The following is a 13,034-nucleotide window of genomic DNA, read 5'->3' as shown; positions in this document are numbered from 1 at the left end:
CGCCTTTTTTATTTCTCGCGCGTCTGCGTGCATAATGAAATAACAATTGTTTGCGTGACCGGAGGAACCATGTCACTACAGAATTTAACGCGCTTTCCCCGTCTGGAATTTATCGGCGCACCCACGCCGCTGGAGTATCTGCCGCGATTTTCTGACTACCTGGGGCGCGATATTTTCATTAAGCGTGACGATGTGACGCCCATGGCGATGGGCGGAAATAAGCTGCGCAAGCTGGAATTTCTCGCCGCCGATGCCCTGCGCGAAGGCGCGGACACGCTGATCACCGCCGGGGCAATTCAGTCTAACCACGTTCGCCAGACGGCGGCAGTGGCGGCGAAGCTGGGACTCCACTGCGTTGCCCTGCTGGAGAACCCGATCGGGACGCAGGCAGAGAATTACCTGACTAACGGTAACCGTTTGCTGCTGGATCTGTTCAACGTGCAGGTTGAAATGGTCGACGAGTTGACCGACCCGGCTGCACAGCTCGACGAGCTGGCGACGCGTCTGGAAGCGCAGGGTTTTCGTCCGTACGTCATCCCGGTTGGCGGCTCGAATGCGCTGGGTGCCCTCGGCTATGTTGAGAGCGCGCTGGAAATCGCTCAGCAGTGCGAAGGCGCGGTGAGTTTATCCTCGGTGGTGGTGGCGTCCGGCAGTGCGGGGACCCATGCTGGTTTAGCGGTCGGGCTTGAGCAACTGATGCCGGAGGTCGAGCTGATTGGCGTGACGGTTTCCAGAAGCGTTGCGGACCAGAAGCCGAAAGTCGTCACCCTGCAACAGGCGGTGGCTGAACAGCTTGCGCTTCAGGCGAAGGCGGAGATACTGCTGTGGGATGACTATTTCGCGCCGGGCTATGGCACCCCCAATGATGAAGGGATGGAGGCCGTTAAGCTGCTGGCCCGTCTCGAAGGTATTCTGCTCGACCCGGTCTATACCGGCAAGGCAATGGCGGGCCTGATCGACGGCATCGCCCGCAAGCGCTTTAAGGATGAAGGACCCATTTTGTTTGTTCATACTGGCGGGGCGCCTGCGCTGTTTGCCTATCATCCTCATGTCTAAAAATCAGGTAGAAAAATAATAATGCAAGAAAGTATTCAACTGGTTATTGATTCGCTGCCGTTCTTGCTTAAGGGCGCGGTGTTTACTTTACAGCTCAGTATCGGCGGGATGTTCTTCGGGCTGGTGCTCGGGTTTGTGCTGGCACTGATGCGCATGTCGAACGTCTGGCCGGTGCGGTGGCTGGCGCGGTTTTACATCTCCGTGTTTCGCGGAACGCCGCTTATCGCCCAGCTGTTTATGATTTACTACGGGCTGCCCCAGTTCGGTATCGAGCTGGATCCGATCCCGGCGGCGATGATTGGCCTGTCGCTGAATACGGCGGCGTACACCTCTGAAACGCTGCGTGCGGCGATCTCGTCCATCGATAAAGGACAGTGGGAAGCGGCGGCCAGTATCGGGATGACCCCGTGGCAGACGCTGCGCCGGGCGATCCTGCCCCAGGCGGCGCGCGTGGCGCTACCTCCGCTGAGCAACAGCTTTATCAGCCTGGTGAAAGACACCTCGCTTGCGGCGACCATTCAGGTGCCGGAGCTGTTCCGTCAGGCGCAGCTGATCACCTCGCGCACGCTGGAAGTGTTTACCATGTATCTGGCGGCCTCGCTGATTTACTGGGTGATGGCGACGGTGCTGTCCGCCCTGCAAAACTATTTTGAAAACCAGCTTAACCGCCAGGAGCGAGATCCAAAATGAGTGCAATTGACGTCAAAAACCTGGTGAAAAAATTCCACGGGCAAACGGTGCTGCACGGCATCGACCTTGAGGTTGAGCAGGGCGAAGTGGTGGCAATTATCGGCCCGAGTGGGTCAGGGAAAACCACGCTGTTGCGCAGCATTAATTTGCTTGAGCAGCCCGAAGGTGGGACGATCCGCGTGGGCGATATCACCATTGATACCGGGAAACCCATCAGCCAGCAAAAAGGGCTGATTCGCCGCCTGCGTCAGCATGTTGGCTTCGTATTCCAGAGCTTTAATCTCTTTCCGCACCGTACGGTGCTGGAAAATATTATCGAAGGTCCGGTCATCGTAAAGGGTGAACCAAAGGAAGACGCGACGGCCCGCGCCCGCGAGCTGCTGGCAAAGGTTGGCCTGGCCGGGAAGGAGACGAGCTATCCGCGTCGGTTATCTGGCGGGCAGCAGCAGCGTGTCGCCATTGCGCGCGCGCTGGCGATGCGCCCGGATGTGATCCTGTTCGACGAACCCACATCCGCACTCGATCCTGAGCTGGTCGGGGAAGTGCTTAACACTATCCGACAGCTGGCGCAGGAAAAACGCACGATGGTGATTGTGACGCATGAAATGAGCTTCGCTCGCGACGTTGCCGATCGGGCAATTTTCATGGATCAGGGGCGAATAGTAGAGCAGGGGCCAGCTAAGGCGCTGTTTGCCAATCCTCAGCAGCCTCGAACCCGCCAGTTCCTTGAAAAATTCTTAATGCAGTAGCATTTTCACGCTCAATTTGCTCCAGATGTCACTTCTGGAGCAAATTATCCTCCCATAAATTCAGTTTTGTTGATTTTTTATTCCACCCGATGTGGATAAGCCATCGCCAAATTAAAGATAATCCGTCTGTGGTCGATATTTTATATAAATGATCCTGCTTTATGTGTTAGGTTATATTCACCATAATAATGATTATCTTTATCAGAGGCTTCATTCGGCAAGTATGAGGGATATAGACTTTTTCACCTGGCGACGGGAATGCGTCCTCCGGTTTCAGGAAATGACCTGTGCTGACGAGGTATATCAGGAACTTCAGCGACAAACGCAGGCGCTTGAATTCGATTATTATGCGCTTTGTGTTCGACACCCTGTGCCATTTACCCGCCCGCGAACATCCGTCCATTCCAGTTATCCGCAACAATGGATGGCGCAATATCAATCCGAGAATTATTTCGCCATTGACCCGGTACTGAAGCCGGAGAATTTCATTCAGGGTCATTTGCCCTGGACGGATGAATTATTCACGGATGCCCAGCAATTATGGGACGGCGCGCGGGACCACGGTTTACGTAAGGGAATAACCCAGTGTCTGATGCTGCCAAATCATGCGCTCGGCTTCCTCTCCGTGTCATGTACTAGCTTACAGGCACACTCGATATCCAGTGAAGAAATTGAGCTGCGTTTACAAATGCTGGTTCAGATGGCGCTCACTACACTGTTGCGCTTTGAACATGAGACGGTGATGCCGCCGGAAATGAAATTCAGCAAGCGTGAACGGGAAATTCTGAAGTGGACCGCAGAAGGGAAGACGTCGGCAGAAATTGCCATCATTCTTTCCATCTCGGAAAATACAGTCAACTTCCATCAGAAGAATATGCAGAAGAAATTCAACGCGCCGAATAAGATCCAGATAGCGTGTTATGCCGCGGCGACTGGGCTTATTTGAATGATATCACGTTCTGCGTGTCAGACGAGGAAAAGGCTGAATGCACTGCATCCAGCCTTTTTTGTTACTGGCGGTAGGCTTGTTTAATTTGCTTAACTGTATTGGCAAAAACAGCGGATTCCGCCTGATCTTCCATCTGCGCGATCTGTTTTTCCATTTTAATGATCACACGTCCAGCATCAGCCTGGCCCATCGCCTGTAGCATAAGCGTCAGCAGCGACTTCAGGCAGTTTACTTCCTGTGCCAGTTCCTGGTTATTCTCGGCAGTGGCAAATTCAGGTGTGCTCATTTTTTTTCCTCATTATAAAACAGCGCATGAGCGCGACGATGAAAGTTAAGGCGGCGGAGTATACCACAAGCTGCGGCAAAAAATGCAGTGGTTGTTTTTTATACTTTTACGCGTATTGATTATTGGCCGGTGCGGATTATGAAGGTAATCTGCCCAATATGTTAGCGACAATTAAATGTTTATCGCCGGTACGCCATCCGTTAATTGTTGTTACAAAAAAATGAGAGCATTTTTTAGTTTACGTTAACAAATGTTTTGGTGGCTTTTTGAATGCTGGTGCTAAAAAAATAGCGGTAAAGCCCAGTACACATGGGTTTTCTTTCCACTTACTGTACAGCCTAATTTCCAAAAACGAGACCCGAATCGTATAGCCGATTTTTTAGCGTTTTAATCTTGCATGGAAAACCGTTAATATAAACCTAATTAGCAGTCAGTAGCGTTATCCCTATTCTGGAGACATTTCCTTTGATCAACGTCCTTCTTGTTGATGACCACGAACTGGTGCGCGCAGGGATACGACGCATTCTTGAAGATATAAAGGGTATTAAAGTTGCCGGCGAGGCGTGCTGTGGCGAAGATGCCGTCAAATGGTGTCGCGCGAACTCCGCAGACGTGGTGCTGATGGATATGAACATGCCCGGTATTGGCGGGCTTGAAGCCACGCGCAAAATCGCGCGCATGTTCGTTGATACCAAAGTCATCATGCTGACCGTCCATACCGAAAATCCGCTGCCCGCCAGGGTCATGCAGGCGGGGGCTGCGGGGTATCTCAGTAAAGGCGCTGCGCCGCAGGAAGTCGTCAATGCGATCCGCACCGTTCACGCAGGGCAGCGCTATATCGCTTCTGATATTGCTCAACAGATGGCGTTGAGTCAGATTGAACCGGAAAAAACGGAATCTCCGTTTGCCAGTTTGTCTGAGCGCGAATTGCAGATTATGCTGATGATCACTAAAGGTCAGAAGGTGAATGAGATTTCTGAGCAGTTGAATCTCAGCCCGAAAACGGTCAACAGCTATCGCTATCGGATGTTCAGTAAACTGAACATTCACGGTGATGTCGAACTGACTCACCTGGCCATTCGCCATGGTTTGTGCAATGCGGAGTCGTTAATAAGTCAGTGAGTGAAGCGTTCGATTCAAAAGCATTTCTGAAAACCGTCACCAGCCAGCCAGGCGTCTACCGGATGTATGATGCTGGCGGTACGGTTATCTATGTCGGTAAGGCGAAAGATCTGAAGAAACGCCTTTCAAGTTATTTCCGCAGCAACCTTGCCTCCCGTAAAACCGAAGCGCTGGTCGCACTTATACACAACATTGATGTCACCGTAACGCACACGGAAACGGAAGCGCTGCTCCTTGAGCACAACTACATTAAGTTGTATCAGCCGCGCTACAACGTTCTGCTGCGTGATGACAAGTCCTATCCGTTTATCTTCCTGAGCGGCGACACGCACCCGCGGCTGGCGATGCATCGTGGCGCTAAGCATGCGAAAGGTGAATATTTCGGCCCCTTCCCGAATGGTTATGCCGTGCGGGAAACGCTGGCGCTTTTGCAAAAAATCTTCCCTGTTCGCCAGTGCGAAAACAGCGTTTATCGCAACCGCTCCCGGCCATGCCTGCAATATCAGATTGGCCGCTGCCTGGGACCATGCGTTGAAGGGCTGGTGAGCGAAGAAGAGTACGCGCAGCAGGTGGAATATGTCCGCCTGTTTTTAGCCGGGAAAGACGATCAGGTGCTGACGCAACTGATTACCCGCATGGAAAAAGCCAGCGCGGCGCTGGAATTTGAGGAGGCCGCACGCATCCGCGACCAGATCCAGGCGGTGCGCAGGGTGACCGAGAAGCAGTTTGTTTCCAATACGGGCGACGACCTCGATGTCATCGGCGTTGCCTTTGACGCCGGCCTGGCCTGCGTTCACGTGCTGTTTATTCGTCAGGGCAAAGTGCTCGGCAGCCGCAGTTACTTCCCGAAAGTGCCGGGCGGGACTGAGATGGGTGAAGTGGTGGAGACCTTTGTCGGCCAGTTTTATTTGCAGGGCAGCCAGATGCGTACGCTGCCCTCGGAGATCCTGCTCGACTTCACGCTGGACGATAAAACCCTGCTGGCGGACTCACTTTCAGAGCTGGCAGGTCGCCGGGTGAATGTCCAGACGAAACCGCGCGGCGATCGTGCGCGTTATCTGAAGCTGGCGCGAACCAATGCCGCCACGGCGCTGACCACCAAACTTTCCCAGCAATCGACCGTCAGCCAACGTTTAACCGCCCTTGCTACGCTGCTCAAGCTGCCGGAAGTGAAACGCATGGAATGCTTCGACATCAGCCATACGATGGGTGAGCAGACCGTGGCGTCGTGTGTGGTCTTTGATGCCAATGGCCCACTGCGGGCAGAGTATCGTCGCTATAACATCACCGGCATTACGCCCGGTGACGATTATGCTGCCATGAATCAGGTGCTGCGTCGTCGCTATGGTAAAGCGATTGAAGAGAGTAAAATCCCGGACGTTATCCTTATCGACGGCGGGAAAGGGCAGTTGGGGCAGGCGAAGGCGGTATTCGAATCGCTCGACGTGGAGTGGGATAAGAACCATCCGCTGCTGTTAGGGGTAGCGAAAGGGGCAGATCGTAAGGCTGGCCTGGAAACGCTGTTCTTTGAGCCGGAAGGCGAGGGCTTTAGCCTGCCGCCAGATTCCCCTGCACTGCACGTGATCCAGCACATCCGAGATGAGTCGCACGATCATGCCATTAGCGGACACCGCAAAAAACGGGCGAAAGTGAAAAATACCAGTACCCTTGAGACGATTGAAGGCGTCGGGCCAAAACGTCGCCAGATGCTGTTGAAGTATATGGGCGGATTGCAAGGATTACTCAACGCCAGTATGGAAGAAATTGCAAAAGTGCCGGGTATTTCGCAAGGGCTGGCAGAAAAGATCTACTACTCGTTGAAACATTGAGGGCTCTGTAGCAACATAGAGCTAAATTTTACTGACAACAGACAGTTACCGTCATCATGCGATTTAATATCCCTACGTTGCTTACTCTCTTTCGCGTTGTGCTCATTCCGTTCTTCGTCCTGGCATTTTACCTGCCGGTCGTCTGGGCGCCTTTTGCCTGTGCGCTTATTTTCCTGATTGCCGCCGTGACGGACTGGTTTGACGGTTATCTGGCGCGTCGCTGGAACCAGAGTACCCGCTTTGGCGCGTTCCTCGATCCGGTTGCGGATAAGGTGATGGTGGCAATCGCGATGGTGCTGGTGGCGGAACATTATCATACCTGGTGGGTGACGCTGCCTGCCGCGACGATGATTGGCCGTGAGATTATTATCTCTGCCCTGCGCGAGTGGATGGCGGAGCTGGGTAAACGCAGCAGCGTGGCGGTGTCCTGGATCGGTAAAGTTAAAACCACTGCGCAGATGGCGGCGCTGGTGTGGATGCTGTGGCGTCCGAATGCTTGGGTAGAGTGGGCCGGCATTGGTCTGCTGTGGGTTGCGGCGGTGCTGACATTGTGGTCAATGCTGCAATATTTGAACGCTGCGCGCGGTGATTTGCTTGAACAGTGATCGTTTCGGCTTAATTTTCAGCAAACGATCCTGAGATGCAAAAAATAACGTTGACTCATAACGTCATATCAGTAGAATGCAACGCATCGAACGGCGGCACAGTAAGCCGGACGATAATGAAATCAAGTGCTTAGCAAGTCGTTAAATAGTTACTTGATAACATGCGGGAATAGCTCAGTTGGTAGAGCACGACCTTGCCAAGGTCGGGGTCGCGAGTTCGAGTCTCGTTTCCCGCTCCAGATTAATGCATCGGCAGTTTGCGGGTGCAGGTCGAAAGACAAAAGATTTAAGGCGCGTTAGCAAAGCGGTTATGTAGCGGATTGCAAATCCGTCTAGTCCGGTTCGACTCCGGAACGCGCCTCCACTTTCTTCCCTGGCCGGATGGTGGAATCGGTAGACACAAGGGATTTAAAATCCCTCGGCGTTCGCGCTGTGTGGGTTCAAGTCCCACTCCGGCTACCATGGGAAAAGTAGAATAAAATCAATGATAAGCAGTGTCGTGTAAACCACCGAAAGGTGGTTTTTTATTGCCTAACTTTCGCCATTCGCCATTCTTTCTCCATTCGGCTTCACCATAAAAAGAGGGCATTACTGCCCTCCGACTACCGGAACTATAGGAATTTTTCTATCATAACGTGCTGTCTGTGACGCGTTTTTATGACCAGCGATTCCCTGTTTTTCGTTAAGCGTGCCTTCCAGATCCGATATCCCTTAAGATTTGCTGCTACGAAGTTAGGTTATGGTAATAACGAGGCTGACTTAGTCTATGGCGTCGTTGATCTCTCTTTATCGGCATATGGTGCGGGCAGAAAAGTTTTGGGTCCCAGAGAGAGGTCCTGGAGTTTATTCCACGATTATATCAGAGGTTGGCAAGAGGCATCTAAAACCGCAATGGCGCTGGATTTGACCAGTGGGAGTATTACGGGGTGGCAGATGTACCAGATAGCAAAAGAGAATTGATTATGTCTCAAGAGTTAGAATTTTCGCTTCATCCACCTGTTTGGCCTGCCGTGGCCTATTTCATTGTATCTATTGCAATTTTTCTCTTGCTTTATCTCGGCAAACTAAAAGTTAACAGGCTGCATAAATACCCGCTATTTATCGCGTATAGGGTGTTTGTAATCGCTATTGCAGCCGTTCAGATAAACATCTTTGCCAATGGCTACGAGTTTGTCAGCAGCTTTTTGCATATAGATTTTGACCCCTATCGCTATGACTCGGTATATTGGGGCTCATTGTTTTTCTCCATAATTTACTTGCTGGCATTGCCCCGGAACAAGTTTTAGCATAATGAAATTTTCATTTAAGGGACGCTATGTCTTTACCGCCATTGTATGCACTGCGTGCGTTTGAAGTTGCTGCGCGGTTGAACTCCTTCAGTAAAGCCGCTGAAACGCTCAATATTACGCCGGGCGCGGTCAGCAGACATGTCCGTACCCTTGAACTGTGGTTCGACTGCGAGCTTTTCAAAAGGCAAGGTCCTCGCGTGGAGGTCACTGAAGCCGGGCGAGTGCTTGCCGGACAGCTGAACGAAAGCTTCACGAGCATTGAATGGGCCTGCCGGGCATTTCGCAGTGAAAACCATCTGCTGCGGTTAAAAACACCCAGCACCCTGACCATGAGATGGCTTCTCGACGTGCTGCGATCTTTTCGCAACAACCATCCAAAACCGCAGGTGGAGATTGCCAGCGTCTGGATGGACATTGACACCGTTGATTTCAATCTTGAGCCATACGACTGCGCCATCCTTCTCGGTAATGGCCGTTTTGGTGAGACAACGGAAAGCCAGCTGCTTTTTCATGAATGGCTTATCCCGGTTTGCACCCCATCGCTTATCGAACCGGCCCGGCAGCGGCTTCCGCAATGCGATTTGATCCATCCTTCACCGGACAGACGTGACTGGCGGCGCTGGCTGCGAAGAACAGGATTGTTTCCGGGGCTCGATATGAGCAGCGGCATGGTGTTTGATACCCTTGACAGGGAAGTATCGCCGCGATGAACGGGCACGGCATCGCTATCGCCGACCTGCATCTCACGCTTGATGCCCTGAAAAGCGGCCTGCTGGGCCTGCCGTTCAGGGAAGCTATCGCGACGGGAGATGGTTACTACCTCGTCTGGCCAAAAAATTCGCTCAAAAGAGAGAGCATCCAGCACCTTCTGGGCTGGCTGCAAAACCATACCCCGGTCGTTCCGGCTCTGGATATCGATTACCTGGAATACGATGAAAGCCGGGTTTATTAATACCGTTATGAGTAAGAGATGTTTGCCATCTTTTTATAGCGTTCTGGCAAAGCGCTGTTCAGGCTGAGTACCTTATCCAGAATATAAAATGCTGGCGTGTTTTTCTGCTGCTCAGCGTCAATAATTGCACCGCGTAATATCGTGGCGGCAGACGAAATCCTGTGAAAATATTCTTCAGTCTCAGGCGTCTGTAATTCACCCGACGTGGCGTAGCGCACGTGCGGCCAGCCGGAGAAGTCGAGCAGCGGAAGGGGCTTTCCTGCTTCAGGATGACAGGCTGAAATCAGCGCAGCCGCTTGCTTAGGGTCGCGATGGGCAACGGACAGCATGTATACGCGCTGCGAAAACGGTGACAGAGCCTCTGAGTGATGTTTCTTAGCCATAAGCATGGCCATAAAATCCTGTAAATCATCGGCTGAATTGGTGTCAGGTGGTAATACAGTTTTCATTAACTGATATAACGCATCAAGTGTCATATTTGCCCCGGATCCTCTTATCATTATTATTCAGTTTGCGGCTGAACGTTTTATCGACCCGCGCAAAGGCGGGTCGTAAAGATGATATTTGAATGCGGTCGCATCAGAAAAACGATTAATAATGGCAATCACTGTGAGTTTTTCTCACTATAGCCTCCAGGCTTCACACGCCGCCCAGGTACGCCTTCCTCACCTCCGGATCCTTTAGCAACGCCTCGCCGCTGCCGCTTAACCGAATCTGCCCGTTAACCATCACATAGCCGCGGTCGGACAACTTCAGCGCGTGGTGGGCATTCTGCTCGACCAGAAAAATCGTCATTCCGTTACGGGCCAGTTCGCGCAGCGTCTGGAAGATCTGTTTAACCACGATTGGTGCGAGGCCGAGGCTGGGTTCATCCAGCAGCAGAAGTTTAGGACGGCTCATCAGCGCCCGGGCAATAGCCAGCATCTGCTGTTCACCGCCGGAAAGCGTCATCGCCCGCTGGTTACGCCGCTCCTTGAGGCGAGGGAAGAGGTCGAACATACTTTGCATATCTTCAGCTGCATGCTGATTGCCGACGGGGATTGTCCCCATCAGCAGGTTCTCTTCTACAGACATATCCGGGAAAATGCGTCGTCCCTCAGGTGCCTGCGCGATGCCGCCGGTGGCAACATAGTGGGTGGATTTGTGGCTGATATCCTCGCCGCAGAAGAGGATCTGCCCGTTGCGGATCCGGGGATGACCAAAGACAGACATCAGTAATGTTGACTTCCCCGCGCCATTAGCGCCAATCAGGGCCACGGTTTCCCCTTTGTTTACCTCAAGTGAAACCTGCTTCAACGCCTGGATCACCCCGTAAAAAACGTCCACATTATGAAATTGAAGCATCGGTGCGCTCACAGATTTACCTCGCTTTCGTCGGTGCCCAGATACGCGGCAATCACTTTTTCATTGTGCTGGATCTCAGCCGGTTTACCTCTGGCAATCACATCGCCGTGATCGAGCACAATGATGTCATCAGAAATGCCCATCACCATCCCCATATCATGCTCGATCAGCAAAACCGTGATGTCGTGGTGGTCGCGCAGGAACCGGATGATCTCGCTCAGCTTGTGCGTCTCCACCGGGTTCAGGCCGGCAGCAGGTTCATCGAGACAAATCATCTCCGGGCCGGTGCACATGGCGCGGGCGATTTCGAGGCGTCGTTGCTGGCCATAGGACATTTCCCCGGCCAGACGGTTCGCGCAATCTACCAGATCCACCACCTCCAGCCAGTAAAACGCCCGGTCCAGCGCCTCGTTCTCTGCCCGACGATACGCAGGGGTGTTCAGCACCCCCGCCAGCAGATTGCGGTTGACGCGCATGTGCTGTGCCACCAGCAGGTTTTCCACAACGGACATCTCGCGGAACAGGCGGATGTTCTGAAACGTACGCGCAAGACCCGCGCGGTTCACCAGATGCGTGCCGCCAAACATCTTATAGAACAGGCGTTGACCAAGCTGCGCCGGGCTGAGCCAGTCGCCCGGCTGGAGTTTCTGGCCGAGCACCTGAATGACATTGGTGGTTTTATTTCGTGCATTGAACAGAATGTTGCCGCCGGAGGCCCGGTAGAAACCGGTCAGGCAGTTAAAGACGGTTGTTTTTCCCGCGCCGTTAGGCCCAATGAGTGCAGTAATAGAGCCGCGCTGCACCTCAAGATTGACGTCGTTTAAGGCCTTGATCCCGCCGAAGTGCATCATCAGATGTTCTACACGCAAAATCGTTGCGTTCATGGCGCCACTCCTTTACGCACGGCAAATCCGCTGCGGTTGATGCGGATCAGACCGCGAGGACGCCAGATCATCATCATCACCATCAGCATGCCAAACAGCAGCACGCGGTATTCCGCAAAGCTGCGCAGCAGTTCCGGCGTGACGGTCAGCACAAAGGCGGCCAGTACGACGCCGACGGTGGAGCCCATCCCGCCCAGGACCACAATCGCGAGGATGAGGGCCGATTCAAAAAAGGTGAAAGAGGTGGGGTTAACAAACCCCTGCCAGGTGGCAAAAAACACCCCGGCGATACCTGCCGTCGATGCGCCCAGGGTGAAGGCCGAGAGTTTGACCAGAACGTGGTTGAGCCCCATGGAACGGCAGGCAATCTCATCCTCACGGAGCGCTTCCCACGCCCGTCCAATGGGCATTCGGGTCAGCCTGTGTTTAATGTACAGCACCAGCATGACTACCAGGAAAAGTACCGCATAGATGAAAATAAACTTCATGTTGGGGTTATAGGTCAGGCCGAAGAACTCGTGGAAAGGGACGCCGCCTTCTTTGGCGCGTCGGCCAAACTCCAGGCCAAAAAAGGTCGGGGCAGGGGCTGAAACGCCGTTAGGCCCGCCGGTGAATGTAAGCCAGTTGTTCAGCACCAGACGGATGATCTCGCCAAACCCGAGCGTGACGATGGCGAGATAATCCCCGTGCATGCGCAACACCGGAAAGCCGAGCAGGGCGCCCGCGCCCGCAGCCATTAGCGCCGCCAGCGGCAGCATGCTCCAGAACCCAAGCCCCAGATACTGATACCCGAGCGCCAGCCCGTAAGCGCCGATGGCATAGAAGGCGACATAACCCAGATCCAGCAGCCCTGCCAGGCCAACGACAATGTTCAGCCCAAGACCGAGCAGGACGTAGATCAGTCCGAGTATAGCGACCGTCAGAACGTATTTTGTGGCCACAAACGGGAAGCAGATCGCCAGCGTGACAATCAGCGGAATGATCCAGCGCATGCGGCTTTTATACGCCGGTGGCCGGACATACACCCCCGCATTGTCGGATTCAAACCGCGCCTGTAAACGTCCTCCGGCCGCCGTAGCTGAAAAGGCGCTCAGCAAAAAGCGTCCCAGCATCACCGTGCCTACAATCCACGCCAGCCGCTGGCCGTCAAAGGTAAAGCTGTAACCATCCAGTATGACGCCCGCAATCGGGCCGAAAATAATCAGGGCGATCATTCCGGAAAAAATCGCGTCCAGAATGCAGCGCTTCAGGGAAAAGCCGTCAGAGGTCATCGCGTTGT

General features: G+C 53.3%; 15 protein-coding genes, 3 tRNA genes and 2 pseudogenes. 13 read left to right on the top strand and 7 right to left on the bottom strand.

Features of this window, described 5'->3' with window-relative positions:
• The first annotated feature begins 69 nt into the window (after positions 1–69).
• The 4 genes from dcyD (at position 70) to sdiA (ending at position 3,441) form a co-directional block, all read left to right on the top strand.
• On the top strand, positions 70–1,056 hold the full coding sequence (gene dcyD, locus ACOTXC_RS06065) for a D-cysteine desulfhydrase (protein WP_180242554.1): 987 nt from the start codon (positions 70–72) through the stop codon (positions 1,054–1,056).
• A gap of 21 nt (positions 1,057–1,077) precedes the next feature.
• Positions 1,078–1,746 carry a cystine ABC transporter permease gene (gene tcyL / locus ACOTXC_RS06060; RefSeq protein WP_022648540.1) on the top strand — a complete coding sequence of 223 codons (669 nt, stop codon included), beginning with the start codon at positions 1,078–1,080 and terminating at the stop codon, positions 1,744–1,746.
• Positions 1,743–2,495 (top strand): L-cystine ABC transporter ATP-binding protein TcyN, encoded by a 753-nt coding sequence (gene tcyN, locus ACOTXC_RS06055; protein ID WP_023306513.1) that lies wholly within the window; start codon positions 1,743–1,745, stop codon positions 2,493–2,495. Before tcyL ends, tcyN begins: the two co-directional genes overlap by 4 nt.
• 223 nt (positions 2,496–2,718) lie before the next feature.
• Positions 2,719–3,441 carry a transcriptional regulator SdiA gene (gene sdiA, locus ACOTXC_RS06050; protein WP_032622448.1) on the top strand — a complete coding sequence of 241 codons (723 nt, stop codon included), beginning with the start codon at positions 2,719–2,721 and terminating at the stop codon, positions 3,439–3,441.
• Between the two features lie 64 nt (positions 3,442–3,505).
• Here sdiA and ACOTXC_RS06045 read toward each other — a convergent pair whose 3' ends face one another.
• Positions 3,506–3,730 (bottom strand): DUF2594 family protein, encoded by a 225-nt coding sequence (locus tag ACOTXC_RS06045; protein ID WP_003859644.1) that lies wholly within the window; start codon positions 3,728–3,730, stop codon positions 3,506–3,508.
• Positions 3,717–3,797, bottom strand: coding sequence for a hypothetical protein (locus tag ACOTXC_RS06040; RefSeq protein ID WP_421767512.1), 81 nt, complete (start codon positions 3,795–3,797; stop codon positions 3,717–3,719). Before ACOTXC_RS06040 ends, ACOTXC_RS06045 begins: the two co-directional genes overlap by 14 nt.
• Before the next feature lie 398 nt (positions 3,798–4,195).
• Between ACOTXC_RS06040 and uvrY the strand changes: the two genes are divergently transcribed.
• The 6 genes from uvrY (at position 4,196) to ACOTXC_RS06010 (ending at position 7,748) form a co-directional block, all read left to right on the top strand.
• Positions 4,196–4,852 (top strand): UvrY/SirA/GacA family response regulator transcription factor, encoded by a 657-nt coding sequence (gene uvrY, locus ACOTXC_RS06035; RefSeq protein ID WP_017384478.1) that lies wholly within the window; start codon positions 4,196–4,198, stop codon positions 4,850–4,852.
• Positions 4,849–6,681, top strand: a complete 1,833-nt coding sequence (uvrC, locus tag ACOTXC_RS06030; RefSeq protein ID WP_023300478.1) for an excinuclease ABC subunit UvrC — start codon at positions 4,849–4,851, stop codon at positions 6,679–6,681. The genes uvrY and uvrC overlap by 4 nt, the downstream gene beginning before the upstream one ends.
• Positions 6,682–6,737: 56 nt before the next feature.
• The gene (gene pgsA, locus ACOTXC_RS06025) at positions 6,738–7,286 is read left to right on the top strand and encodes a CDP-diacylglycerol--glycerol-3-phosphate 3-phosphatidyltransferase (RefSeq protein WP_003859652.1); all 549 of its coding nucleotides are present in this window, start codon (positions 6,738–6,740) and stop codon (positions 7,284–7,286) included.
• A 163-nt stretch (positions 7,287–7,449) separates the two neighbouring features.
• Positions 7,450–7,525: transfer RNA gene (locus ACOTXC_RS06020), tRNA-Gly, on the top strand.
• Positions 7,526–7,576: 51 nt separating this feature from the next.
• Positions 7,577–7,650, top strand: a tRNA-Cys gene (locus ACOTXC_RS06015).
• 11 nt (positions 7,651–7,661) lie between these two features.
• Positions 7,662–7,748: transfer RNA gene (locus ACOTXC_RS06010), tRNA-Leu, on the top strand.
• A gap of 126 nt (positions 7,749–7,874) precedes the next feature.
• On the opposite strand, the pseudogene ACOTXC_RS06005 reads toward ACOTXC_RS06010, so the two are convergent.
• A pseudogene (locus ACOTXC_RS06005) lies at positions 7,875–7,997 on the bottom strand (integrase); the annotation flags it as partial.
• On the opposite strand from ACOTXC_RS06005, the gene ACOTXC_RS06000 reads away from it, so the two are divergent.
• The 3 genes and pseudogenes from ACOTXC_RS06000 (at position 7,944) to ACOTXC_RS05990 (ending at position 9,527) form a co-directional block, all read left to right on the top strand.
• The gene (locus ACOTXC_RS06000) at positions 7,944–8,246 is read left to right on the top strand and encodes a DUF4225 domain-containing protein (protein WP_421767486.1); all 303 of its coding nucleotides are present in this window, start codon (positions 7,944–7,946) and stop codon (positions 8,244–8,246) included. The pseudogene ACOTXC_RS06005 and the gene ACOTXC_RS06000 sit on opposite strands and share 54 nt — an antisense overlap.
• Positions 8,247–8,248: 2 nt before the next feature.
• Positions 8,249–8,572: a hypothetical protein gene (locus ACOTXC_RS05995; protein WP_023306512.1), complete on the top strand. Its 324-nt coding sequence runs from the start codon at positions 8,249–8,251 to the stop codon at positions 8,570–8,572.
• Between the two features lie 29 nt (positions 8,573–8,601).
• A pseudogene (locus ACOTXC_RS05990) lies at positions 8,602–9,527 on the top strand (LysR substrate-binding domain-containing protein).
• A 5-nt stretch (positions 9,528–9,532) separates the two neighbouring features.
• Here ACOTXC_RS05990 and ACOTXC_RS05985 read toward each other — a convergent pair.
• The 4 genes from ACOTXC_RS05985 to livM form a co-directional block, all read right to left on the bottom strand.
• Positions 9,533–10,003: a hypothetical protein gene (locus ACOTXC_RS05985; RefSeq protein WP_063146296.1), complete on the bottom strand. Its 471-nt coding sequence runs from the start codon at positions 10,001–10,003 to the stop codon at positions 9,533–9,535.
• 163 nt (positions 10,004–10,166) lie between these two features.
• Positions 10,167–10,883 (bottom strand): ABC transporter ATP-binding protein, encoded by a 717-nt coding sequence (locus ACOTXC_RS05980; protein WP_193130223.1) that lies wholly within the window; start codon positions 10,881–10,883, stop codon positions 10,167–10,169.
• Positions 10,880–11,755, bottom strand: coding sequence for an ATP-binding cassette domain-containing protein (locus ACOTXC_RS05975; RefSeq protein WP_023306508.1), 876 nt, complete (start codon positions 11,753–11,755; stop codon positions 10,880–10,882). Before ACOTXC_RS05975 ends, ACOTXC_RS05980 begins: the two co-directional genes overlap by 4 nt.
• Positions 11,752–13,026 carry a high-affinity branched-chain amino acid ABC transporter permease LivM gene (gene livM / locus ACOTXC_RS05970; RefSeq protein WP_421767485.1) on the bottom strand — a complete coding sequence of 425 codons (1,275 nt, stop codon included), beginning with the start codon at positions 13,024–13,026 and terminating at the stop codon, positions 11,752–11,754. Before livM ends, ACOTXC_RS05975 begins: the two co-directional genes overlap by 4 nt.
• Positions 13,027–13,034 lie beyond the last annotated feature (8 nt).

It is taken from the genome of Enterobacter cloacae complex sp. IR5428 (assembly GCF_049238585.1).
Taxonomy (GTDB): domain Bacteria; phylum Pseudomonadota; class Gammaproteobacteria; order Enterobacterales; family Enterobacteriaceae; genus Enterobacter; species Enterobacter intestinihominis.
The sequence above is the reverse complement of the archived record's forward strand: the minus strand, read 5'-3'. Positions and strand labels throughout refer to the sequence as shown.